The sequence below is a fragment of the Priestia iocasae genome, assembly GCF_016909075.1.
In the GTDB taxonomy this organism is placed as follows: domain Bacteria; phylum Bacillota; class Bacilli; order Bacillales; family Bacillaceae_H; genus Priestia; species Priestia iocasae.
Map to the genome: position 1 here is coordinate 218,739 of NZ_JAFBFC010000001.1, position 25,463 is coordinate 244,201.

24 protein-coding genes are annotated in these 25,463 nt (G+C 37.9%); 20 read left to right on the top strand and 4 right to left on the bottom strand.

The window, feature by feature from the left end; genetic code table 11:
• Positions 1–127 precede the first annotated feature (127 nt).
• Positions 128–982, top strand: a complete 855-nt coding sequence (gene pheA, locus JOC83_RS01030) for a prephenate dehydratase (RefSeq protein ID WP_205184709.1) — start codon at positions 128–130, stop codon at positions 980–982.
• A gap of 97 nt (positions 983–1,079) precedes the next feature.
• Here pheA and JOC83_RS01035 read toward each other — a convergent pair whose 3' ends face one another.
• Both JOC83_RS01035 and JOC83_RS01040 read right to left on the bottom strand, forming a co-directional pair.
• Entirely contained in the window at positions 1,080–1,619 is a 540-nt protein-coding gene (locus JOC83_RS01035; protein WP_205182661.1) for a transcription repressor NadR, read from the bottom strand.
• Between the two features lie 15 nt (positions 1,620–1,634).
• Complete coding sequence (locus JOC83_RS01040) at positions 1,635–2,774, bottom strand: IscS subfamily cysteine desulfurase (protein ID WP_205182663.1); 1,140 nt, start codon at positions 2,772–2,774, stop codon at positions 1,635–1,637.
• 101 nt (positions 2,775–2,875) lie between these two features.
• On the opposite strand from JOC83_RS01040, the gene nadB reads away from it, so the two are divergent.
• The 13 genes from nadB (at position 2,876) to yajC (ending at position 15,209) form a co-directional block, all read left to right on the top strand.
• Entirely contained in the window at positions 2,876–4,435 is a 1,560-nt protein-coding gene (gene nadB / locus JOC83_RS01045; protein WP_205182665.1) for an L-aspartate oxidase, read from the top strand.
• 1 nt (position 4,436) lies between these two features.
• Positions 4,437–5,291 carry a carboxylating nicotinate-nucleotide diphosphorylase gene (nadC, locus tag JOC83_RS01050; RefSeq protein ID WP_205182667.1) on the top strand — a complete coding sequence of 285 codons (855 nt, stop codon included), beginning with the start codon at positions 4,437–4,439 and terminating at the stop codon, positions 5,289–5,291.
• Positions 5,288–6,388, top strand: coding sequence for a quinolinate synthase NadA (gene nadA, locus JOC83_RS01055; protein ID WP_205182669.1), 1,101 nt, complete (start codon positions 5,288–5,290; stop codon positions 6,386–6,388). Before nadC ends, nadA begins: the two co-directional genes overlap by 4 nt.
• 217 nt (positions 6,389–6,605) lie before the next feature.
• Positions 6,606–7,868: a SafA/ExsA family spore coat assembly protein gene (gene safA, locus JOC83_RS01060; RefSeq protein WP_205182671.1), complete on the top strand. Its 1,263-nt coding sequence runs from the start codon at positions 6,606–6,608 to the stop codon at positions 7,866–7,868.
• On the top strand, positions 7,849–8,835 hold the full coding sequence (locus JOC83_RS01065) for a phosphotransferase (RefSeq protein ID WP_205182674.1): 987 nt from the start codon (positions 7,849–7,851) through the stop codon (positions 8,833–8,835). The genes safA and JOC83_RS01065 overlap by 20 nt, the downstream gene beginning before the upstream one ends.
• 124 nt (positions 8,836–8,959) lie before the next feature.
• The gene (locus tag JOC83_RS01070; RefSeq protein ID WP_205182676.1) at positions 8,960–9,721 is read left to right on the top strand and encodes a YhcN/YlaJ family sporulation lipoprotein; all 762 of its coding nucleotides are present in this window, start codon (positions 8,960–8,962) and stop codon (positions 9,719–9,721) included.
• A 382-nt stretch (positions 9,722–10,103) separates the two neighbouring features.
• Positions 10,104–10,613, top strand: coding sequence for a BofC C-terminal domain-containing protein (locus JOC83_RS01075; RefSeq protein ID WP_239583258.1), 510 nt, complete (start codon positions 10,104–10,106; stop codon positions 10,611–10,613).
• 81 nt (positions 10,614–10,694) lie between these two features.
• Positions 10,695–11,303 (top strand): Holliday junction branch migration protein RuvA, encoded by a 609-nt coding sequence (ruvA, locus tag JOC83_RS01080; protein ID WP_205182678.1) that lies wholly within the window; start codon positions 10,695–10,697, stop codon positions 11,301–11,303.
• 18 nt (positions 11,304–11,321) lie between these two features.
• Positions 11,322–12,323 (top strand): Holliday junction branch migration DNA helicase RuvB, encoded by a 1,002-nt coding sequence (gene ruvB / locus JOC83_RS01085; protein ID WP_205182679.1) that lies wholly within the window; start codon positions 11,322–11,324, stop codon positions 12,321–12,323.
• The gene (locus JOC83_RS01090; protein ID WP_205182681.1) at positions 12,320–12,520 is read left to right on the top strand and encodes a DUF2905 family protein; all 201 of its coding nucleotides are present in this window, start codon (positions 12,320–12,322) and stop codon (positions 12,518–12,520) included. Before ruvB ends, JOC83_RS01090 begins: the two co-directional genes overlap by 4 nt.
• Before the next feature lie 158 nt (positions 12,521–12,678).
• Complete coding sequence (queA, locus tag JOC83_RS01095) at positions 12,679–13,707, top strand: tRNA preQ1(34) S-adenosylmethionine ribosyltransferase-isomerase QueA (protein WP_205182683.1); 1,029 nt, start codon at positions 12,679–12,681, stop codon at positions 13,705–13,707.
• Positions 13,708–13,730: 23 nt separating this feature from the next.
• A complete protein-coding gene (tgt, locus tag JOC83_RS01100) occupies positions 13,731–14,870 on the top strand; it encodes a tRNA guanosine(34) transglycosylase Tgt (protein WP_205182686.1) in 1,140 nt (379 codons plus the stop codon).
• Between the two features lie 75 nt (positions 14,871–14,945).
• On the top strand, positions 14,946–15,209 hold the full coding sequence (yajC, locus tag JOC83_RS01105) for a preprotein translocase subunit YajC (RefSeq protein WP_205182688.1): 264 nt from the start codon (positions 14,946–14,948) through the stop codon (positions 15,207–15,209).
• A 111-nt stretch (positions 15,210–15,320) separates the two neighbouring features.
• Here the strand turns inward: yajC and JOC83_RS01110 are convergent, their stop codons facing one another.
• The gene (locus JOC83_RS01110; RefSeq protein WP_205182690.1) at positions 15,321–15,704 is read right to left on the bottom strand and encodes a TIGR04086 family membrane protein; all 384 of its coding nucleotides are present in this window, start codon (positions 15,702–15,704) and stop codon (positions 15,321–15,323) included.
• A 145-nt stretch (positions 15,705–15,849) separates the two neighbouring features.
• Here JOC83_RS01110 and JOC83_RS01115 point away from each other — a divergent pair, with 145 nt between their 5' ends.
• Positions 15,850–16,512, top strand: coding sequence for a DUF421 domain-containing protein (locus JOC83_RS01115; protein WP_205182692.1), 663 nt, complete (start codon positions 15,850–15,852; stop codon positions 16,510–16,512).
• 105 nt (positions 16,513–16,617) lie between these two features.
• Here the strand turns inward: JOC83_RS01115 and spoVB are convergent, their stop codons facing one another.
• Positions 16,618–18,165 carry a stage V sporulation protein B gene (gene spoVB, locus JOC83_RS01120; protein ID WP_205182694.1) on the bottom strand — a complete coding sequence of 516 codons (1,548 nt, stop codon included), beginning with the start codon at positions 18,163–18,165 and terminating at the stop codon, positions 16,618–16,620.
• A gap of 134 nt (positions 18,166–18,299) precedes the next feature.
• Here spoVB and JOC83_RS01125 point away from each other — a divergent pair, with 134 nt between their 5' ends.
• From JOC83_RS01125 to JOC83_RS01145, 5 genes are all read left to right on the top strand, one after another.
• Positions 18,300–18,596 carry a post-transcriptional regulator gene (locus JOC83_RS01125; RefSeq protein WP_239583259.1) on the top strand — a complete coding sequence of 99 codons (297 nt, stop codon included), beginning with the start codon at positions 18,300–18,302 and terminating at the stop codon, positions 18,594–18,596.
• A 132-nt stretch (positions 18,597–18,728) separates the two neighbouring features.
• Complete coding sequence (secDF, locus tag JOC83_RS01130) at positions 18,729–20,975, top strand: protein translocase subunit SecDF (RefSeq protein ID WP_205182697.1); 2,247 nt, start codon at positions 18,729–18,731, stop codon at positions 20,973–20,975.
• A gap of 272 nt (positions 20,976–21,247) precedes the next feature.
• Positions 21,248–22,102 carry a cation diffusion facilitator family transporter gene (locus JOC83_RS01135; protein WP_205184712.1) on the top strand — a complete coding sequence of 285 codons (855 nt, stop codon included), beginning with the start codon at positions 21,248–21,250 and terminating at the stop codon, positions 22,100–22,102.
• 241 nt (positions 22,103–22,343) lie between these two features.
• Positions 22,344–24,704 carry a single-stranded-DNA-specific exonuclease RecJ gene (gene recJ, locus JOC83_RS01140; protein ID WP_205182699.1) on the top strand — a complete coding sequence of 787 codons (2,361 nt, stop codon included), beginning with the start codon at positions 22,344–22,346 and terminating at the stop codon, positions 24,702–24,704.
• Positions 24,704–25,216, top strand: coding sequence for an adenine phosphoribosyltransferase (locus JOC83_RS01145; RefSeq protein ID WP_205182701.1), 513 nt, complete (start codon positions 24,704–24,706; stop codon positions 25,214–25,216). Before recJ ends, JOC83_RS01145 begins: the two co-directional genes overlap by 1 nt.
• The last annotated feature ends 247 nt before the right edge of the window (positions 25,217–25,463 follow it).

The following is a 25,463-nucleotide window of genomic DNA, read 5'->3' on the forward strand; positions in this document are numbered from 1 at the left end:
ATAAAAAAGCAGGACAAAATGGTCCGTGGGCTGTACAAAATGAAGATTGATTCGTTGTGTACAGCTTATCTTTTAAAGATAGCTATTTGAATATTTGAATAATAGAAAAGCTGAGATAGGAGAGAGTATTTTGAGGAAGGTTGGTTATTTAGGTCCGAGAGCAACTTTTACACATATTGCTGTACAAACGATGTTTCAACGAGATGAGCATCTCCCATATCGTACGATTCCTGCTTGTGTAGATGCAGTTGTTAACGGTGAAGTAGAGTATGGGATTGTCCCGTTAGAAAATGCACTTGAAGGTTCTGTTAATTTAACACTCGATTATTTAATTCATGAAAAACGCTTGCCGATTGTTGGAGAAATTGTATTACCGATTCGTCAACATTTAATGGTACATCCTAATCATGCGAAAGAATGGCAAGAGTTAACAACTGTCTACTCTCATTCTCATGCGATTGCACAATGTCATAAATTTTTACATACTACCTTGTCGGATGTGTTACTTGAGGCAACCACTTCTACGGCATCGGCAGCTCAATTTGTAAAAGAGCACCCAGAACAAGTAATTGGAGCCATTGCAAACGAGTTAGCGGCTAAAGAATATGGGTTACATATTGCGCAACCTAACATTCATGACTACAATCATAACACGACTCGATTCGTTGTATTACATCGCAGCGTACAGCAGGATACCCCTTTTGACGTACATGATGGGTATAAAACGACTTTAATGATTACGCTACCGTCTGATCAAGCAGGAGCACTTCATCAAGTGTTATCTGCATTTGGATGGAGAAAATTAAATTTATCTAAAATTGAATCTCGCCCGATGAAAACGGGGTTAGGTAACTATTTCTTTATCGTTGATATTGAACAGAAAATGGATGATGTTTTAATACCTAGTGCCATCGCTGAGCTTGAAGCGTTAGGGTGTACGGTTAATTTATTAGGGAGCTATCCATACTTCCTTATTAAATAGAGCATCGCTTAAAGAGATAATGGATAAAAATCCCTTGCCTATAAAATCTTGTGAAAATAGATAGGCAAGGGATCTTGTTTGTCTTTTAACATTCTCATTAGATTTCGATTAAAAAGCCTGCTTTTTTCAAGGCGTGGCATGCAGCATCTAGCTTAAAGGTAGAGTCTGCTTCAATTGTATGAAGGTGTGTTCCTTCTGTTAATTGTGATAAATAGGTTGCATTTGTATGTTTCACATTTGCTAAAAAGTGTTCAACCTCTTTGCGTGTACTCACCATAATCGAAGCTGTAATTTCACCGTAAACAGGGTGTTCCACAATGACATCTTTCACCCGTACACCGTGATCGACGAGCATCATAAGCTCTAACTCTGTTTCATCTGGTCCGTGATGGCATGCGATAATTCGCTGTTGTTGCTGTGGTTCTTTCGTAGAAAGATAGAGATACCCTTGACTTGTTGCTACAATCGGCTCATTTCGAGCTTTTAAAAGAGAGATATCTTGAACAATAACCTGTCTACTGACATTTGTTCGCTTTGATAACTCACTTCCTGTTAAAGGTATTCCTTGTTCTTTTAACCAAGATAAGATTAATAAACGTCTTTCCTCGCCTAACACTTTTTTTTGCTGTTCTTTCATTACTACCGCTCCCTATCATTTCACACAAGAAAACTCGTGATAAAGTTTCTTCATCGTGACGACAAATTCATCAATATGATGATAAGTCGTATCTCTTCCAAAAGAGATACGGACGAACCTTTTTGCTTCTTCTTCAGTTTTACCAATTGAGAGAAGTGTTGAAGAAGGAGCTTGTTGTCCAACTTGACAAGCACTTCCAGTTGAAATAGCGATTCCGTAACGATTACATTGTAACATAACATATTGACCTTGCACGTTCGCAAATGTTAAACCGACTATGTTCGGTAAATGATGAGTTGAATGGCCCTCTAGTTGAATAAAGTCATCTAGCTCACGTATTGCTTGTTTTGTATAATCAAACAATTGCTCATAACGCTCACGTTCCTTGTCCATTTGTTCAATCGCTCTTTCTGCAGCGGTGATAAAAGATGCAATACCAGGGGTGTTTACAGTTCCAGGTCGTAGTGATTGAGCGGTTGATTGACAATGAAAGAGAGAAGACCAACTGACTGATGGATGGATATAGAGAGCACCAACGCCTTTAGGTCCGTAGACTTTATGGCTAGAAATTGAAAGGCTACTAATGTTTGCTGCTTTTACATCAATTCGGATTTTACCAAATGATTGTACGCAATCACAATGAAACAACACATTTTTGTCTCGAAGAAGCCGTCCAATTTTTTCAATGTGCTGAATGGTGCCAATTTCATGGTTTACGTGCTGAATGGCAACTAATACTGTATCCTCACAAATGGCTTGCTCTAATGTATCAATAGAGATAAGACCTTGTTTATCTGAAGGTAAATACGTAATGTGATATCCTTCTTTTTCGAGACGCTTCCACAGATTTAACAGAGAAGAATGCTCGAGCTTAGTAGTAATAATATGATTTCCTTTCTGCTTATTTCCTTGCAGCAAGGATTGAACCCCCACGTAATTTGACTCTGTCCCTCCACTTGTAAAATGCACGCCATCTTTTTCACCGTTAAGCCAACTTGCCAGTTTCTCTTTACAGAGGTGTAATAACTGCGACGCTTCCGTTCCAGTATCATGCAAGCTACTTGTATTTCCATAATGATCAATTGCTACCTTGCTGTATACAGTAAGGGCTTCTTTACTCATGGGAGTGGTAGCTGCGTAATCTAAATAAATCATTTCTATCACGATCCTTCTTAAATAAATAAAAACATCTTGTGTTTAATTAAATAATATGTAAATATAGGTGTCAAGACACATGTAAATAAAGAGGTGTATATATGCATGAAGTAGATGTGATCATTGTTGGAAGTGGTCTTTCGGCTCTCATTGCAGCTCAATCGCTTTGTAAACATAAAAAAGTGATGGTGTTAACAAAGGGACATCAAACGGATAACAATTCAATTCTTGCGCAAGGTGGCGTGGCCGTTGCCATTAGCAAAAATGATCATTGGCTTGAGCATTTAAGGGATACGATTGAAGCAGGCGCTTATCACTGTAATGAATCTGTAGCTAAGAAGCTCGTCCAATTAGGTCCTCTTTTTATAAAAAAGTTGATTGATAGTGGTATGACATTTGATCGGCAATCATCGGGTGAATTGATGTTAGGGCAAGAAGGTGCACATCGAAAGCGACGAATTATTCATGCAGGCGGTGATGCAACAGGAAGGGAACTTATGACGTTTTTGCAACGACTAATCATGCAGGATGTACATATAGTTGAGCATCAAACCGTTCAAGAATTACTGATTGAGAATGGCCGTTGTGTAGGGGTATTAAGCTGCGACGCACAAGGTAAAGTCATGCCTTTTTACGCTCAACACGTCATTTTAGCAACCGGCGGGTGTGGAGACTTATATCGCTATACCTCAAATAGTTCAGTTGCCACTGGTGATGGCTTAGCCGCTGCATATCGAGCTGGAGCGAGATTAACAGACGTAGAATTCATTCAATTTCATCCTACACTGCTTCACAGTGGTGATAAAGTAGCTGGTCTTGTATCCGAAGCGGTGAGAGGAGAAGGGGCGATTCTCGTAAATGAACGAAACGAACCGATTATGGAAGGAGTACATCTTCTAAAAGATTTAGCTCCTCGTGACGTCGTTGCTCGTGCTATTTTTGAACGTATTCAACACGGAGAAAAAGTCTTTTTAGCTATTGATGATATTAATCAATTTGAACAACGATTCCCAACGGTTACATCACTTTGTGAAAAAGCTCACGTTGATTTAACAATGAAACGGATTCCTGTCGTGCCTGGAGCTCATTTTTTAATGGGGGGCATAGAAGTGAATGAAAATGGAGAAACATCTATTCCTAGGCTGTATGCCATTGGAGAGGTAGCATGTACAGGTGTGCATGGAGCCAATCGTCTTGCAAGCAATTCGTTGCTAGAGTGTATTGTATTTGGACAATTAGTAGCGGAAGCGGTTTTGAGTAAACAAGATTATGCTCAAACGAGAAGAGCTACATATGAGTTCAATGCTTCATGTTCATTGTCTTTTCCAACCAAATCTATGATTCAACAACAAATGACGAAGAAGGCAGGAATTATTCGAACCGAAGAGACGTTAAAGCAGCTTATTGAGCAGTTTGGAGAAGAACTAGACAGGTTGTCTTCTCATGCATTTAGTTATACCAATGAGCAGTTAACGATTGTGAATATGCTTACCGTTGGAAAATTAATTGGCGAAGCCGCTCTTGAACGAAAAGAAAGTCGTGGCGCTCATTTTCGATTAGATTATCCATTTCAATGCAATGAGCAGTGGGGATATAAACGAATTATAAAACAGATACAAAATCCAAAAGTACAACAATTTAGTTCAGTGATGGGGAGATAACATGAATTCTGTAAAAGTACGTCAAATGCTTCAGCAATTTTTAATTGAAGATATTGGAGAAAGAGATGTCACTTGCGAAGCTTTGTTCTCTCATCTACATAAGGGAGAAGCACGCTTTGTGGCAAAAGAAACAGGTGTTTTCGTAGGAGAATCTATCATAAAAGAAGGCTTTTATCTTCTTGATGAGCATGTAGAAGTTGAGTTATGTAAGCGAGATGGTGATTCAGTAGCAAAAGGAGAGCTTATTGCCATTGTAAAAGGCTCTATTTCTGCTATTTTGTCTGCAGAAAGAGTGGTTCTTAACTTAATTCAACGTATGAGTGGAGTGGCGACTTTCACGAGTCATGCAGTAGCTCTAGTAGAAAGTAGTACTACGAGAATTTGTGATACAAGAAAAACAACGCCAGGATTACGAATGTTTGAAAAGCATGCTGTTCACTGTGGAGGTGGCTTTAATCATCGCTATGGCTTATATGATGGAGTGATGTTAAAAGATAATCACATTGCTTTTGCTGGTTCTGTGAGTGAAGCCGTTAGACGAGTGCGAGAGAAAGTTGGTCATATGGTGAAAGTAGAAGTTGAAATTGAGACGAAAGATCAACTTCTAGAAGCAATTGAAGCGGGTGCAGATATCATCATGTTTGATAATTGTTCACCAGAGACTATTAAGGAATGGATTTTTCTTGTTCCGCCTCATATCATTACAGAAGCATCAGGAAACATTACACTTGAAAACCTTCATTTATATAAAGATACCGGGGTTCATTATATTTCGTTAGGTGCTTTAACACATTCTGTTAAAGCATTAGACATTAGCTTAGATGTGATTGAAACAAGAGAGGAGCAACTTGTATGAGCTTACTAAGTATACTAGAAAATCAGATGATTCCGGAAGAATATAAAGCATTATCAATAGAAGAGATGGAGCAGCGTGTTCAAACCATTAAGAACCAATTAGGAAATCGTCTTTTTATTTTAGGGCATCACTATCAAAAAGATGAAGTATATCAGTTTGCTGATGCTGTTGGAGACTCGCTTCAATTAGCTCAAATTGCATCGCAAAACCGAGAAGCAGAGTTCATTGTGTTTTGTGGTGTGCATTTTATGGCGGAGACTGCTGATATTTTAGCTTCACCTTCTCAAACGGTCCTCTTACCAGATATGAGAGCAGGCTGTTCAATGGCTGACATGGCAAACATCGAGCAGACAGAGCAAGCATGGCAGCAGTTAACTGATTTATTTGGTGATACGATGCTTCCTTTAACATATGTTAATTCGACAGCAGCGATTAAATCATTTGTTGGTGAACATGGAGGGGCAACGGTGACCTCTTCAAATGCAGCTTCCATTGTAAAATGGGCATTTACACAAAAAGAGCGAATTGTGTTTTTACCTGATCAACATCTTGGTCGTAATACAGCATTTGATTTAGGAATCCCGTTAAACACGATGGCTGTGTGGGATCCAATAAGTGATGAATTAATATTTGATGGGCAGTTAGAAGATGTGAAGGTGATTTTATGGAAAGGGCATTGCTCTGTACATGAAAATTTTACGGTTCATAATATTAAGGCTATTCGAGAACAAACTCCTGATATGAACATTATTGTTCATCCAGAGTGTACAAGAGAAGTCGTGGCGCTATCAGATTACGCAGGATCAACAAAATATATTATTGAAACCATTGAGCAAGCTCCTGCAGGATCCAAGTGGGCCATCGGAACAGAAATGAACTTAGTAAAACGAATTATCAATCAACATCCTGATAAAGAAATTGTGTCGTTAAATCCTTTCATGTGTCCATGTCTTACAATGAATCGCATTGACTTACCTCACTTATTGTGGGCATTAGACTCAATCATAGAAGGAAATCCAATTAATACAATTGATGTTTCACCAGAGGTATCCAATGGTGCATTGAAGGCCTTAAATAAAATGTTAGAAGTAAAATAAGAACTTGTCCGCCAAAGGGGTTACGATTGACTCTTTGTGGTATATCCCCTTTCGAATCACGTTTTTATCTAAATTGATAACAAGCAGTCTGCAGAGAACTTGTCACCAATTTATGCATAAAAAAATTTTTCCAAGCATATGTTGTGATGAAGAAATAGAAGCGACTTTTATCATGCAATTATAAATGGTAAAGACTCTACTCGGGAGGGGAAAGGTTTTGAAAATCCATATCGTTCAAAAAGGGGATACCCTTTGGAAAATTGCGCAAAAATATGGGGTTAATTTTGAAGAGCTTAAAAAGATGAATTCACAATTAAGCAATCCAGATATGATTATGCCTGGAATGAAAATTAAAGTACCAACAAGTGGAGTACCTGTGACAAAAGAAACGCCAGGAGTTATGGGTGTGAAGGAGATGCCAAAAGCGGATCATCCATATGCAAACCAATCAACAAAGTCATATCCTGTGACTGAAATCGATAATCAAGTTGCTCCTGCTAAAGAGATGGCTAAAAAAGAGATGCCGATAAAAGAGATGCCGATAAAAGAGCAACCGAAAAAGGAAATGCCAGTAAAAGAGCAGCCGAAAAAAGAAGCACCAATTGCGTTGCCTAAATTACCAAAGCTGCAACCAATGACACCAGAAGTCGATATTAATAATTACTATACATTAAATATGCAAATACCACCGAAGAAGGAAAAACCAAAAGAAGAACCAAAGCCAATAGAGGAGTCGCCAGAATCAGAGGTAGAAAGCATGGAAATGCCGCCACCAATGATGCCGCAACAACCTTGTTATCCAATCACACCGATTACGCCAATCATGCCAGGCTGTGGTTATAACTTTATGCCTTGTTATCCTTGTCCGCCAATGTATCAGCCATATCCAGCGATGATGCCGCAGATGCAGGCGCCAATGATGCAACCTCAATTTGAAGGTATGATGGAATCACCTAGTGAGATGGATGAAGTAATGGGTATGCAAGAAGGCTACATGCCGATGATGCCTCAACAGCCAATGATGTTAGGCTGGCCACCAGGTTGTATGCCTTATGGACCAACTCAATGTTCACCATGTCCACCACCATATATGGGAATGGGATATCAACCAGCACCGATGTATATGCCACAAATGCAACCGCAAGTTCAAGGTGCAATGATGGATAATGAAAGCGATGAATATATGAACATGCAGATGCCTCAGCAGCAAGGCTTTAATCCGTATCAACAAATGCCACAACAGCAAGGCTTTAATCCGTACCAACAAATGCCACAACAGCAAGGAGATTGTGGATGTGGAGATTCAGGCTACGGTAACATGCCAGGGTATCAACCGATGCCATATCGCTTCCCAGCTTACGGAGTGCCCGTTAATCCAGCCCCATATGGTGTAGTCCCACCGTTTTCACCATATGGCGTCCCAGCAAGCGGTGAGCAAAATTTGTTTGGAATGCCAAACTATGAAGATGACGAAGATTAATAATAAAGACAGAAAAGACGATTTATTTGGGAATCGTCTTTTCTTATTCTGTCAGGAACATCAACTTACATTAAAGGGCTATAAAAAGGTGAAGAATCACGTATATGTATTAGATACGGACCAAGGATTAAAAGTTTTAAAAAGTTATCGAGCAAAAGAGAAGGTTGAGCAAATTTATCAATTTTTAACGAACCTTCATCAGCAGCATTTTTATCAAGCTGTTAATTATGAATTGTTTCCAAGTGGAGAGCTCTTGTATAAAGCCAACGATGAAGATTGTTACTGGACCATTCAGCCATATGTAAAGCCTAACCGTAAATTCACCTTTAAAAGTAAGAAGGATCGGAATGATGCAGTTCTATTGCTTACCCAGTATCATGAACAATCAAGGCGAATGAGCAAAGATAATACCTATTCATTTGAAACCTACTCCTTGCAACAGCAATGGTCACGTAGACTTAAAACATTTGAAAGTTATGCGCCACGTTTAACCGCATATATGAGTGAACAGCAAGTGGTAAATATTATTAATCAAGGCAAACAAGCATTGCGTTACTTAAAGCAGTATGAGGTAGAGGAGAATGCATTAGGACAAGGAATTATACATGGTGATGTTGCCTCTCATAATTTTATAAGAAATGATGCTCAAACAGTAATGCTAATTGATTTTGATTTAGCAGCTCATGTTCCAATCATCTATGATTACATTCAGCTAGCTCATCGCTTTTTAGTGTACCTTAATCGCTCATTTGTAGAAGTAGAATCTCATCATTTTTTTAACTATCTTGTTCAAAATCAATTCTTTTTATCATCTCTTCTTTTTCCATCTCATGTAGTTAGAGAATGGAATCGTCTTTTAGTAAATGGAATGGATGCGGAAAAGGTGCATAAGCTACAAGTATTTACAAATGCAGACATGTATTACCGTCAGTCTTTTATTGCTTCGATTCTTCCTAAGCTTTCATAAAGAGAGCACGTGTAATTTCCAATGTTCCCTCTAACTAACAGAATAATCTTTCCTCCTTTATAAGACTCTAAAAAAGAGCATTCACATTGTAGGGTGCTTAAAAGGGACATAGGGGGGATTAGCGTTGAATAAATATCTTGTATCATCTTTGACATTTGCTTGTGTATTAGGATTAGGGGCTTGTAATAATGAGACAGAAACAGGCATGGAACAACGTTACGATAACCGTACGCAACCGATTGGTTATTATTCCAATGCTGAAGAAAGAGGAAACGCACGTATGTTAGATAGCCGTGAAGGTCCTCTGACGGAAGTCATCGATGGTGATGATGATCGCCATGCAACAACTCGCCGTATGCGTACAATTAACGTAAATGATGGCCGCTATGATGGTCCAACAGGAACATATGGATATGGACAACCTTATAGCCAGCAAACAGAGGGGCTATATAAGAGTAATGCCAGACTTGGCGAAAATGATCGTAATTATCACGGTCATTTAAATTCAACACGTTCATTAGCGAAAACCTCGTATTACAAGGGCTATCCTGGCGATTTAACAGAAAAAGTGGCTAGTCGTGTTGAAGGGGTTCAAGGTGTTGAAAATTGTCGTGCAGTTGTAGATGGAAACCGCATGTTAGTCGCGATTAATCCAAGTAACACAAATATGAATGAAGAAGAGCTAGAGCAACATGTTGCAAAGCAAATTAACTCATTAACAAATGGTAAATACGATGTACAAGTGGAAGTAGATAATGGAACATATAACAGTGTTCGAAGCATCGACAACGATTTACGTAACGGTGGAGAAAACGGGTTAATTCGTACAAACATAAATAGTTTATTTGAATCGATTGATGAAAATATTAATCGAAAAGATCGCTAAGTGAGAGTAACTCCATAAAAGCAATAAAATGGTCTGCAAATTCCCTTGCTTATTAAATTCTGTAAAAGATTAAATAGGCAGGGGAGTTTCTATATTAGAGTGTTTATATAGATAAGATGGTTGTATCGTTATCTGTACATAAGAGTAGACGTTCATTTCAATTTGAGGTGTCGGACCATAGACTGAATCATTCATCTCATCTCCTCATTTGTTTAGCCTTCTCTTCCTGCTTAAGAGAGGGTATTTTTTATTTGTTTTTGATAAAAGAGAATGAACGATTGTTGTACATATAAAAGAGGATAAAATTTCTAAAAAAGGTGAAACTATGAATGAGGGTACTGTTTTAGAAGGTTTTAATCTTTTATTTGTGAGGTGAAGGTGAATGAAAAAGCTCATTCATCAAGTAACTTTGATTAGTGTAATTGTAGTAGGAAGTTATCTAGCTTCCGTTCAGCTTGTGTTTGCAGACAACAACCAGCCCGTAACTATTTTTTTAGAGAGAGTGTATGTTGATGGTGTAGTAAGCCAAGAAGTGATGAAAAAAGTAAATATGACAAAAGCAGAAATCGAACAGCATTATAGAGAATGGCGATTATTGAAAGAAACCGATACTGAGCTCGTTTTTCGTACAAGTGTAGATGACATTTCGCCTCTTTTAAAAACAAATGGATATGTAGGCATCTCAATCGATGGCATTTTGTCAATCTATGAAGGAAAACCTGAGCAATCTCAAAGAGTCATTCAATCGTTTTTTCAAATCGATGTAGATCGATTAGAAAGTTATCAGCATCAACAATTGAAAAGTGGTATACGCATTCGATCAAAAGATGAATATGTATCCTTAATCAATTTTTATAAAATGTTCGAAGCAGCAGACGGCCACTCGTTATAGAGTAGCCGTTTTATTTATGATTATGTTAAAATGATAGTCAGCGTTATGAATCGTAAGTTATGAACAAAGGGAGAGAGCTATTTGTTTGATTATATAAAAGGGTGCATTACCTACATTAATCCTGAATATGTAGTAGTTGAAAATCATGACATTGGATATCAAATTTTCACACCAAACCCTTACATATTTACAGTAAATAATGAAATAAAAACCATTTATACGTATCAATATGTACGTGAAGATCTCATTGCTTTATATGGATTTGCATCAAGAGAGCAAAAAGAGTTATTTATGAAGCTCATCAGTGTATCCGGTATTGGTCCTAAAGGTGCATTAGCCATACTAGCGTCTGGAAATCCATCACAAGTTGTACAAGCGGTTGAAGAAGAAGATGAAAAGTTCTTAATCAAGTTTCCTGGTGTTGGTAAGAAAACAGCTCGTCAGATGATCCTTGATTTAAAAGGGAAATTACATGATATTGTACCAGATTCAATGCCGTCTCTATTTGCAGATATGAATGAGCAAGAAGTAAAGTCACAAAGCTCCGATTCTTTAGATGAAGCCATTGAGGCATTAAAAGTACTAGGATATGCAGAGCGCGAAATCAATAAGGTCGTTCCTGCATTGATGAAAGAATCACTAACAACGGATCAATATATTAAAGAAGCGTTAAAACGCCTATTAAAATAATAGGAAGGGAGGAGTATGATGGACGATCGTATCGTAACAGGAGATGCTCTTCATGAGGAAGAAATCATTGAACAAAGTTTGCGCCCGCAAATACTTGATCAGTATATTGGCCAACAGAAAGTAAAGTCTCACTTAGATATCTTTATTAAAGCTGCAAAGTTGCGTAGCGAAACGTTGGATCATGTTCTTCTATACGGGCCACCGGGCTTGGGGAAAACAACATTGGCTAGCATTATTGCAAACGAAATGGGCGTACAGTTACGAACAACATCAGGACCTGCCATTGAACGTCCAGGAGATTTAGCGGCCATTTTAACTAGTCTAGAGCCTGGAGACGTTTTGTTCATTGATGAAATTCATCGTTTAAATCGTTCGGTAGAAGAAGTTCTTTATCCAGCAATGGAAGACTTCTGTCTAGATATTGTTATTGGAAAAGGCCCTAGTGCAAGGTCTGTGAGGTTAGATTTGCCTCCGTTTACACTCGTTGGTGCAACAACACGTGCAGGGTTATTGTCATCCCCTCTTCGCGATCGTTTCGGTGTATTAAGTCGCCTTGAGTATTACGAGGAGAAAGATTTAGCTTCGATTGTGGAGCGAACAGCACACATATTAGATGTTGAGATTGATAAGAACGCGACATTCGAGCTTGCACGCAGAGCGAGAGGAACTCCTCGTATCGCTAATCGCTTGCTTCGTCGTGTGCGTGACTTCGCTCAAGTGAAAGGCGATGGACGAATTACAGAAGCGTTAGCAAGCGAATCACTTGAAATGTTACAAGTTGACCGTTTAGGGCTTGATCATATTGACCATAAATTATTAAGAGGAATTATTGAAAAATTTAGAGGAGGGCCAGTTGGCTTAGATACCATTGCAGCGACCATTGGTGAAGAGTCACATACAATTGAAGATGTGTATGAGCCATATCTTCTACAAATTGGCTTTTTACAGCGAACACCAAGAGGACGAATTGTCACACATGCTGTGTACGAGCATTTTCAAATGGAGGTGCCTGAGCGGTGAGCGATCTTCCTAAAATGATGATGGTGATGGGAGCACTTCTTTTAATCGTTGGTTTCTTTTTGCAATTCATTGGAAAGCTCCCGGGAGATATTGTATTTAAAAAAGGAAATACAACGTTTTATTTTCCAATTGTCACATCCATTGTTATTAGTGTCATTCTCTCTCTGATTTTCTTGGTCATTGGACGATTTAAGTAGAATGGTAACCGTTTAAGATTGATTGAAGTACAAGGTTTAAGACTCTTGTAAAATCACTGCCCTGCGGAAGCGAGCAATTTAGAGAAGAAATCTTGTGAAAGAATAACGAAGTTTACAAAAACAGCTAATAGAAAAGATTATAGAAACAGGTGAAAGATATGAAAGTAGATTTATTTGATTTTCATTTGCCAGAGGAGCTTATTGCACAAACGCCTCTTGAACAGCGAGATGCTTCTAGGCTAATGGTGTTAAACAAAGAAACAGGAGACATTGACCACCGCTCTTTCCACGATGTGCTCTCTTATTTGAAAGCAGGAGATTGTCTCGTATTAAATAACACACGTGTGTTACCTGCTCGTCTATTTGGAGAGAAAGAAGATACAGGAGCAAACATTGAAGTTCTTCTTTTGAAACAAATGGAAGGTGATAATTGGGAAACACTTGTGAAGCCAGCTAAACGTGTTAAAGAAGGCACGGTTGTTTCATTTGGTGACGGACGCTTAAAAGCAACATGTGTAGGGACGAGTGATCAAGGTGGAAGATTGCTTGAATTCACTTATGATGGTATCTTTTATGAGGTGCTAGATTCATTGGGGGAAATGCCGTTACCTCCTTACATTAAAGAGCGTTTAGATGACCGTGAACGTTATCAAACAGTGTTTGCTCGTGAGCAAGGCTCGGCTGCTGCACCAACGGCAGGTCTACACTTTACAGAAGAGATTCTAGAAGAGTTAAAACAAAAGGGTGTTCATATTGCCTTTCTTACGTTACATGTTGGATTAGGAACATTCCGACCAGTTAGCGCAGAGACGGTAGATGAGCATGATATGCATGCTGAATTTTATCAGTTAAGCGAAGGCACGGCACAGCTTTTAAATGAAGTTCGTGCAAATGGAGGTCGAATTGTTTCAGTCGGCACAACATCTACACGAACATTAGAAACAATCGCTTCAGAAAACGATGGGAAATTTGTTGCAGCCTCTGGATGGACTAATATTTTTATTTTCCCAGGCTATGAGTTCAAAGCCATTGATGGAATGATCACAAACTTCCATCTTCCAAAATCTACACTGATCATGCTTGTCAGCGCTTTGGCAGGTAGAGAGCATGTACTCCATGCATATAACACCGCTGTTAAAGAAAAATATCGTTTCTTTAGCTTTGGTGATGCAATGTTAATTATTTAGGTTACGAGAAAGGACAAGAGTGAATGACTGCAATTCGTTATGAATTAATTAAAACTTGTAAACAAACAGGAGCGCGTCTTGGTATTGTACATACGCCTCATGGATCATTTGAAACACCAATTTTTATGCCAGTTGGAACGTTGGCAACAGTAAAAACAATGTCTCCAGAAGATTTAAAAGCAATGGGAGCAGGAATCATCTTAAGTAACACGTATCATTTATGGTTACGTCCAGGTCATGAAATTGTACAGAAAGCAGGAGGCCTTCATAAATTTATGAACTGGGACCGTCCAATTTTAACGGATTCAGGTGGTTTCCAAGTATTTAGTCTTAGTGATTTCCGTCGTATTGAAGAAGAGGGCGTTCATTTTCGCAATCATTTAAATGGAGATAAGCTGTTTTTATCACCTGAAAAAGCAATGGACATCCAAAATGCATTAGGTTCTGACATTATGATGGCTTTTGATGAATGTCCACCATATCCAGCTGAGTATGAGTATATGAAACGCTCAGTAGAACGAACAAGCCGCTGGGCTGAAAGATGCTTAAAAGCACATAACCGTCCAGAAGATCAAGGCCTATTTGGAATTGTACAAGGTGGAGAGTACGAAGATTTACGTCGTCAAAGTGCTTCTGACTTGATTTCAATGGACTTTCCAGGCTATGCTGTAGGTGGTCTGTCTGTTGGAGAGCCAAAAGATGTGATGAATCGCGTCTTGGATTTCACAACTCCACATTTACCAACAAACAAGCCACGTTATTTAATGGGTGTAGGCTCACCAGACTCCTTAATTGATGGAGCAATTCGTGGGATTGATATGTTTGATTGTGTATTACCAACGCGTATTGCCCGTAACGGAACATTAATGACAAGCGAAGGACGCTTAGTTGTTAAAAATGCAAAATATGCAGAGGACTTTGGACCATTAGATCCAAATTGTGACTGTTATACATGCCAAAATTATTCACGCGCATACATTCGTCACTTAATTCGCTGTAACGAAACGTTCGGTCTTCGTTTAACTTCTTATCATAACCTGTATTTTCTGTTAAACTTAATGGAGCAAGTGCGTGAAGCGATTCGAGAAGATCGCCTTGGTGATTTCCGTGATGAGTTCTTTGAAAAATACGGTTTTAATCAAGAAAACGCGAAAAACTTCTAGGTCAATACAGGATTTTTTCAACAAAAAGATGAAATAAGTACCTGTTGAGATAAATAAAAATGAGGAGGATACATTGTGGAAATTTTAAATGCTATATGGCCATTACTTTTAATGTTTGCCATCTTCTATTTCTTACTAATTCGTCCACAACAAAAACGTCAGAAAGCTGTGCAACAAATGCAATCTGATTTGAAAAAAGGCGACAAGGTTGTAACGATTGGTGGAATGCATGGAACAGTTGAAGCGTTAGATGAGAGCCAAGTAATCATTAAAAGTGCAGACGGTTCTAAATTAACATTTGATCGTGCAGCAATCCGTGAAGTAAAAGAATCATTATAATAAATAGGACAGTGTCAAACGGAGCCCAAAGTGCCTCGTTTAACACTGCCTGATACATCCCTTGTCTATTCTAGATGAGGGATTTTCATATTGGATTGTGAGAAAATCTTTTTATGCTTCTTTATGACCAGATAGATTTACGCCAATTATTCCGCCGAACATGGAAATCGCTAGAAAGCCTAAATGAAATAATAGTTGGCTTGATGAAAACATTTGGCTATATCCTAGAAATTGAAGCAAAAACACTGTAAAGATGTAGCACATTCCTGTAGCTCCTCCAACTAACCAACCTTTTGAACCACCTTTACCTCCTGACATAAAACCACCAATAAACAAAGCAATAAACGACAACATAATCATGACCCATTTCACAGAGCTTTCTTGTAAATCAGTGAATTTAAGGATAAGTGAGAACATTAGACTAACAATAAACGCAATAATGAACACGGTAGCAACACCGAAAAATATGGCACTACTTAATCTCTTTGCTTCCATGTTGCCCTCCCCCTTTTTGCATAGATAGGTGCTTAGTACGAGCATATTCAGCTTGTTTTGAAAATAGACGTACAAAAAAACGTCATGTTTTTCTTGAAGTTGAACAAACTAAACGTTGAGCATCTGGACGTGGAGGTTATTGGGAATGGATCTTTTAATCATGGTACTAAGAACCGTGTTTTTGTACATTGTGATCGTTCTTATTTTTCGAGTGATGGGGAAAAGAGAAATTGGTGAATTAAGCGTTTTAGACTTAGTTGTGTTTATTATGATTGCCGAGATGGCAGTCATGGCGATTGAAGATACAAATGATCCACTTATACATACCGTTATTCCGATGGTCACCCTCTTAATTATTCAAGTCAGTCTCGCTTTTTGGTCATTAAAAAGTAATCGAGTTCGTAATCTTATCGATGGTGAACCAAGTATTATTATTGAAAATGGAAAAATAAAAGAAAAAGAAATGAGAAAACAGCGCTATAATATTAATGACTTACTTGTACAATTGCGTGAGAAAAATGTAAAAAATATTGCTGATGTTGAATTTGCAATTTTAGAAACCTCTGGTAAGCTTTCTGTTTTTGAAAAGAGTGAGTATTCAACTCAAAGCCAAAATGAAAAAGAAAGTTTGAACTTACCTTTCGTTATTGATGGCATTGTACAAGAAGAGCACCTTAAGAAAGAGAACAAAACAAAAAGCTGGTTAAGTCATGAATTGCGAAAGTTAGGCTATAAAGAGATTGGTCAAATTTCGTATTGTAGCTACAGTGATGGTCAATTATATGTTGATTTATACGATAAAGAATAATGAAAAGAGTCTAAAAAAAGGCTGACAAATCTCATTTAAGCTTTGTCGGCCTTTTTTGTTACTTATTTAAATCTATTTTTTTCAAAGCCCTTCGTACCTATTCGTTTATCTTTTTAGAAAACGAATGATATTAAGGCGCTGTAATTCTTGCTTTGTTACAAGCTTAAATACAAGTAACAGTAGTAAATACATGATAGACGTCGTCATAATTGAAAAAATTGTTTTCCAGCCAAGGTCAACTGAAGAGAAAAGGTGCATATAAGCATAATGTCCAGCGAACCCAGACAAAATCATGACGATAAAGCTTTTTAGATAGTCCATCACGTAAATGGTATAGGAAATTCTTTTCATAACGGTTCCTAGATGAAGAAGGGTGACAAGCATAATTCCTACTACAATGGCTAACGCTGCTCCCATAATTCCAAAAGTGGGACGAGTAGCCAGTACGAAGATTAACGTTGTTTTAATAACGGCGCCAATTAAGCTATTTGTCATGGCTGCTTTTGCAAGATCAAGCGCTTGTAAAACGGCTTGAAGTGGACCTTGAAAATAATAAAATAAAAAGAATGGGGCCATCACTTTTACGAAAATGGCGGCGTTACTCGTTCCATACATTAGCTCCATTACAGGATCGGCAAATACATAAAGAACAACAACAGACAATCCACCTGTTACAAACGAAAGTCGTAATGCTTGATGTAAACGATATTCAATTTGGCGTATTTGATTTTGAGCAAGTGCTTCACTAATCGCAGGAACCAAAGAAGTAGAAAGAGACACCGTAATAAATGAAGGAAGCATCAGAAGAGGAAGGGCAAATCCAGTTAACTCCCCATACTGCTTTGTTGCTAGTGTAGTAGCAACACCTGCAATGGCCAAACTTTGAGCCACAACAATTGGCTCTAAAAACCAAGAGACAGACCCAATCATTCGACTTCCCGTTGTGGGAATCGCAATGCGCATTAACTCCTGTAACGTATCTTTACCAGATTGAAGGGATGTCCAAAATTTACGCCGAATGGTCACTTTCTTTTTTGCTTTAAAGATAATTAACATATAGATGAGAGAAGCAAGTTCACCAAGTACAGCTGATAACATGGCACCTGCAGCTGCATATTCGATGCCATAAGGAAGAAATGCTTTTGTACAAATGGCGACAAGCGTAATACGCACTACTTGTTCAATTACTTGTGAATAGGCAGATGGCTTCATTTGCTGGCGACCATGAAAGTAGCCCCGAATGACAGAAGAAATTGCGATAATCGGAATAACTGGAGTAATAGCGATTAATGGGTAGTAAGTTCGAGCGTCTGTAAAAAGAGTTTGTGAAATAAGTGGTGCGAGTGCAAGTAAGCCGATTGTAAAGATGACGCTTAAGATAGAGGTGATACTAAGAGAAACGACCAGTATTTTTTTTATTTTTCGTTTATCTCCTAATGCCTCTGCTTCCGCTACGAGCTTGGAAATAGCAACGGGTAATCCAATTTGAGTCATTGTAATGACGAGTACAAGAGTAGGAACAGCCATCATATAAAGGCCGACTCCTTCATCTCCGATAAGCCTTGCAACCACAATTCGATTAATGAAACCGAGAACGCGTGTAATTAAGCCTGCAAGGATTAAGATAAGCGTACCTTTTAAAAATTTAGACATTTATACTCACTGCCTTCTCAAACGAATTATAATTATATACAATGAAATATATGCGTATAAGAGGGGCAAGCATGACAAGTATTACATTTTATAGGGGATTAGTTATCTGAATATTCCTAAAAAGGAGGAGCATGATGAGTCAAGCAACGGTTGTTTTTCAGAAAGAAAAGGTTCAACCAGCCATTACTAGTAAGATTGAAGAATTCCATATGCTTGGATATAAAGAAATAAATGAAAATGAGCTATGGAACTACCTTCAGCAAAAAAAGTGGAAAAAGTTAAAAGAAGAACCACCTCTCTATCAAATCGTCAATGATATATTGAGCGTTAAAATTATGGATGTCATGAATTATGTCACAATCGAATCTTATCGAAGTAATGGATTAGCTGATTTAAACAACCAGGAAGATTTTTCTGATTTATTCCAATAAGTTTACAAAAACGTTATTTGACAGCGGTTATGTTATGAAAGATAATAGGAATGTTGCTGGAATTTTTACATTTATTACACATATTTTGGGTTATCATCACGTTTTTACATATAGAAGGAGGATTTCTCACAAATGGTTAAAAGAGGACGTATCGTTGCTTTTTTCCTTTTAGTACTACTTATTTTTAGTACAATGGGAACAACGATTACTGGTATTACAAAAGACATCAAGCTTGGTCTCGACTTACAAGGTGGCTTTGAGGTGCTATACGAAGTTAAGCCTAAAAATGGAGAGATCAATGAAGCTGTATTAAAGAGTACGGTTCGTGCCCTTGATCAGCGTGTGAACGTATTAGGGGTTAGTGAACCGAACATTCAGATTGAGGGCGAAGATCGTATTCGTGTTCAATTAGCGGGAGTTACTGATCAAAACAAAGCCCGTGAAATTTTATCAACAGAAGCTAATTTAACGTTTCGCGATGTGAATGATAATGTACTAATGGATGGGGCGGACTTGGCTGAAAATGGCGCAAGTCAATCATTTGATGAAAGCAATCGTCCAAGTGTAGCATTAAAGCTAAAAAGCGCAGAAAAATTTAAAAAAGTAACAGAGCAAGTTCTCAACATGGGACCTGGCCAAAACTTAATGGTCATCTGGCTTGATTTTGAAGAAGGTGTAGATTCTTATCAAAAAGAAGCTGGAAAAGAAAGCCCTAAATATTTGTCAGCAGCAACAGTTGGTCAAGTATTTAATCAAACAGATGTATCAATTACGGGTGGTAATTTCACAGTTCAAAGTGCTACCGAGCTAGCTGACTTATTAAATGCGGGGGCACTGCCTGTTGAATTAGAAGAGTTATATTCAACATCCGTTGGTGCCAAGTTTGGTGAGCAAGCAATGGACAAAACGGTTCTAGCAGGTATGGTTGGGGTGGCAATCGTTTTTGCATTTATGCTATTCTACTACCGCTTCTCTGGAATCATTGCCATTATTACTTTAAGCTTTTATATTTACTTAATTTTAGTTGTGTTTAACTGGATGAACGCTGTTTTAACACTTCCAGGAATTGCAGCACTGATCCTAGGTGTTGGGATGGCAGTAGATGCAAACATTATTACGTATGAGCGTATTAAAGATGAATTAAAAACTGGACGTTCAGTGATATCAGCATTTAGAGCTGGTAATCGAAACTCTCTTTCAACCATTTTAGATGCAAACATTACAACCATTTTAGCTGCGGGTGTACTATTTGCATACGGGACAAGCTCTGTAAAAGGGTTTGCGACAATGCTTATTATTAGTATTCTTGCAAGTTTCATCACAGCTGTATATGGAACGAGATTATTACTTGGATTATGGGTGAACAGTCGCATCTTTAATAAAAAACCTCACTTCTTTGGAGTAAAGCCTTCTGAGATTCAAGACTTAGGCAAAGACGATGGAAATGTCGTTCTTCCAACAACTTGGGATCGTATTGATTTTGTGAAGCACCGCAAGAAGTTCTTTATATTCTCAGGTGCGATGACGGTTATTGGCATTATTATGCTACTTGTGTTGAAGTTAAACTTAGGTATTGATTTCGCAAGTGGTACTCGTATTGAAATTCTATCAGACAAACCATTAACGCAACAGCAAGTGGAAGAAGAGTTTGAAGCTCTTGATTTAGAGCCAAAAGATGTTATTCTCTCAGGTAACAATAATGAGATTGGTGTTGCTCGATTATTAGGAGTATTATCAAAAGATGAAATTGCAACTGTAAAAAATCATTTCAATGAAAAGTATGGAACAGAAGCAAATGTGAGTACTGTATCTCCAACAGTAGGAAAAGAGCTAGCACAAAATGCGTTAATTGCTGTTCTTATTTCATCGATTGGAATCATCATTTACGTAACGATTCGGTTTGAGTTTTATATGGCACTAGCAGCTGTTATCGCATTGTTACATGACGCTTTCTTTATTATCGCTTTCTTTAGTATTACACGATTAGAGGTAGATTTAACATTTATTGCGGCAGTACTTACGATTGTTGGTTATTCGATCAATGACACCATTGTAACGTTTGACCGGATTCGTGAAAACATGAAGAAACTAAAAGCTAAAACATTTGATGATTTAGTAGTTGTTGTAAACCGAAGCTTACGAGAAACATTTACGCGTTCAATTAATACCATTTTAACGGTTGTTATTACAGTTGTTGCACTTCTTATCTTTGGTAGTGAGTCCATTCGAAATTTCTCCATTGCACTATTAATTGGTTTAATTGCAGGGACATACTCATCATTATTCATTGCATCGCAATTATGGCTTGTTTGGAAGAACAAACAATTAGCACGTAAGCGTTCAAAAGGATTAGAAGTTGAAGAAGATTTAGAGCCGTAAGATAAACAAATAGTAAAAGAAGTAGATCACTCTATTAAATAGCACGTCCTATAAATTCAGTCATACTATGAATTTATAGGACGTCTTTTTTTACTATAATGATCATTATAAAAATATAGATGGGGTTCGAATGAAGTTTGTTAAATCCGTTTCATGACATTAAACAAAGTCGGGTATTCTATAAATTGTCAAAAGGAATTCGTTGAAGAGGGTGTGATGTGTTGGAAGCTTTAACTAAAGAAGAGCGTTTTAAAAAAGCGAAGTTTGCAGCAATGATCGGGATTGTGGGGAATATTGTTTTAGCTATCATCAAATATGTGATAGGAATACAAGCGAATAGTAAAGCACTTATTGCAGATGCTGTTCACTCAGCTTCAGATGTGGCAGGTTCCATTGCCGTTTATGTTGGAGTAAAGGTGGCAAAGCAACCACCTGATGAGGACCATCCATATGGGCATGGAAAAGCAGAGTCTATTGCAGCCATTATTATTGCAGTTCTATTATTTATCGTTGGAGTTGAAATTTTCACATCTTCCGTTCAAGCATTCTTTGAACCCCTTGAGTCACCGAAGGTTATTGCCATTTACGCGACGCTTTTTTCAATAGTTGTAAAAGAGTGGATGTTTCGATATAAATTTAAGCTTGGAAAAGAAATTAAAAGTGATGCCGTTATTATTAATGCCTATGAGCATCGATCAGATGTGTTTTCCTCTATTGCTGCGTTAATTGGAATTGGTGCCTCTATTTTAGGGGGATATATTGGGGTTGATTGGCTTGTTTATGCAGATCCAGTTGCTGGGGTGTTTGTTGCTTTTCTTGTCTTAAAGATGGCGTGGCAATTAGGGGCGGAATCGATTCACAATACGTTAGATCATGTATTACATGAGGAAGATACTACCCATCTACGCGAACTAGCTATGTCCGTAGACGGTGTGAGGAAGCTAGGGTCTTTGCATGCTAGGGAGCATGGACACTACGTTATTATTGATTTGAAAATTTCAGTTGATCCGTTTATAACAGTCGAACAAGGACATGCAATTGCAAAGGAAGTAAAAAAACGATTAATGGAAGAGCCGAATATTCAAGATGTATTAATCCACATTAATCCGTATTCAGATAAAGAATAGACCAACGTTCTAATCAACGGAAAATGTGTAAGCTGTACCGTCAAGAAAGCTAACATATAAGAAGGATTTTGATTGACGGTGCAGCTTGTATGAAACAGAATATACGCACCTTTAAACTCATCAAATGTGACTTTGTTTTTAAGTAGGCAATAGCTATGTTACAGAACGACCAGTTATCGTCTAAAGGTAGATTCTTAACAATCACTCTAGTATAATAAGGTTGGTTAAGGGGTGAGAAGACATGTTACAATCGAAAAAACGTTGGAGGGTTCAACAGACAAACCATGAGCTTGTAAACGAGCTTGTGAATGAGCTTGAAGTTACACCTCTAATTGCTTCCTTATTAATAAACCGAGGAATCCAAACTGTCGAATCAGCAAAACAATTTTTACACGTCGAACAACAATCTTTTCATGACCCATTCTTGCTAGATGATATGGATAAGGCTGTACAGCGTATTCATCAAGCAATTGAGAATGGCGAAAGAATAATGATATATGGAGATTACGATGCGGATGGTGTAAGCAGTACATCTGTTATGTTGTCTGCTTTAAGGTCTGCAGGAGCGCATGTGGATTTTTATATTCCTAATCGTTTTACAGAAGGATATGGTCCGAATGAAGAGGCTTTTCGTTTCATTAGTGATGAAGGATATACGTTAGTTATCACCGTCGATACTGGTATTTCAGCTGTAGCCGAAGCGGAATTAGCGCAGTCACTAGGATTTGATCTTATTATTACAGATCATCATGAACCAGGTCCAGTACTACCACCAGCTTATGCCATTATTCATCCAAAAAAGCCAGGCAGTACATATCCATTTCAAGAGTTAGCAGGAGTAGGTGTAGCATTTAAGCTGGCGCATGCTCTTCTTGGAGAATTGCCGGAATACTTACTAGAGTTAGCTGTTATTGGAACCATTGCGGATTTAGTTCCTCTTGTTGATGAAAATCGTTTAATTGCAAGTAAGGGATTAAACTATTTAAAGCTTTCAAATCGTCCGGGAATTAAAGCATTATTAAAAGTATGCAGTGTAAAGCGAGACGATATTAACGAAGATACAATTGGCTTTGCGATTGGACCTAGAATCAATGCAGTAGGTCGTCTTCAAGATGCAGACCCAGCTGTTGACTTACTAATGACAACAAATCAAGAAGAAGCTGATATGCTAGCTAAAGAAATTGATAGTCTAAATAAAGAGCGTCAACAGCTTGTAAATGAGATGACAGAAGAAGCTATTAAAGCTGTAGAAGAGCAATATCCACCAGATCAGCATTCCGTTCTAGTTATTACGGGTGAGGGATGGAATGCTGGAGTTGTAGGAATTGTTGCTTCTCGTCTGGTCGATCGTTTCTATCGACCGACCATTGTATTGAGCATTGATCGCGAAAAAGGGATTGCAAAAGGATCAGCGCGTAGTATAGAAGGCTTTGATTTATTTGCTAATTTATCACATTGCCGTGATATTTTACCTCATTTTGGAGGTCATCCAATGGCTGCTGGTATGACGTTGAATATAGAAGATGTGGCAGATCTACGACAAAGATTAAATGAGTTAGCAAGTGAAGTGTTAACAGAGGAAGATTTCATACCAATTACTTCGATTGACACGGTGTGTGACATTGAAGATATTACTATTGATAACATAAAGCAGCTTAATGCACTTGCTCCATTTGGGATGAGTAATCCTAAGCCAAAAGTGTTAGTAGAGAATGTAGGATTATCATCAATTCGTAAAATTGGAGCAGAGCAAAACCATCTGAAAGTTGTGTTTGAAGATAAAGGGTTATCTGTTGATGCAGTAGGTTTTGGATTAGGTTATATTTATGAACAGGTTTCGCCTGTTTCGAAAGTGTCATTCGTTGGAGAGCTCAGCATTAATGAGTGGAATAATATGCGCAAGCCTCAACTTATGATCGAAGATGTGGCTGTTAGAGAATGGCAATTGTTTGATTACCGAAGCATGAGAGATGTAAAAAAGTTTTTAGCACAGCCTGAAACAGATACTATGAAGATTCTCATTTTTAACCGTGCTACCCTTGATGCTTATCAAGAAGCACTTGGTGAAAAGCAAACAATAGTCATTGAAAGTGATGAGCAAGCAGCGATGTTTGAGGGAAGAGGAGAAAATATTGTATTCCTTGATATGCCTCCATCATTTTCCGCTATTCAAAATGTGCTTCAAAACGGAATGCCAAGCCGAATTTATGCCCTGTTTTTAACAGCAGAAAACCACTATTTTGATACGATTCCAACTCGTGAGCACTTTAAATGGTATTATGCATTTTTGGCTAAAAAGAGCCCGTTTGATTTAGGTCGTTACAAAGAAGAGCTAGCCCTTCATCGAGGATGGTCAAAAGATGCAATAGATTTCATGTCACAGGTGTTTTTTGAGTTAGAATTTGTTACAATAGAAAATGGTCTCATTTCGCTAGTGAAAAATAGCGGAAAACGTGATTTAATAGAATCTGCGACTTATCGCAAAAAACAAGAACAAATTGAAATAGAGAAGAAGTTTATTTATACTTCATATGCGCAGCTTAAAGAACAATTTAATATGATGCAAGACTGTGCTTTATCGAACGAGGAGGCAACAAACTAATGGATTTTAAGCAGTATGTAACAATTGTACATGACTGGCCAAAACCAGGAATCAAGTTTAAAGACATTACAACGTTAATGGATAATGGTGAGGCATACAAAGCAGCAACAGATGAGATCGTAAAATATGCACAGGAAAAACAAATTGATGTTGTTGTTGGTCCGGAAGCACGTGGTTTTATCGTGGGTTGTCCAGTTGCTTATTCACTAGGAATTGGCTTTGCGCCTGTACGTAAAGAGGGTAAATTACCTCGTGAAGTCATTAAAGTTGATTATGGCTTGGAATATGGAAAAGATGTATTAACAATTCATAAAGATGCAATTAAGCCTGGTCAACGTGTTTTAATCACAGATGACCTTTTAGCAACGGGTGGAACAATTGAAGCCACTATTAAGTTGGTTGAACAACTTGGCGGTATTGTAGTAGGAACAGCATTTTTAATTGAGTTAACTTATTTAGATGGTCGCGATAAGTTAGAAGGTTATGATGTCTTTACATTAATGGAATATTAAGAAGCACGTTGCAAAAATGGAGAGAATGTTTCGTTCTCTCCATTTTTGCAACGTAAAACTAAGCAATCGTTTCATTTGTTTGATTTTCATAAGAGTACCCATTTGAAGGTGCTCTTTTTATCATCAATGAGCTTCTAAAGAAGAGTCATTATGAATTTTCTTGTGAAGTACTTTACATCCTTGAAGATTTTCATGATAATAGTTACAATATGGATTTATAAAATGCTAGTTAATAAAAGGTGATTTC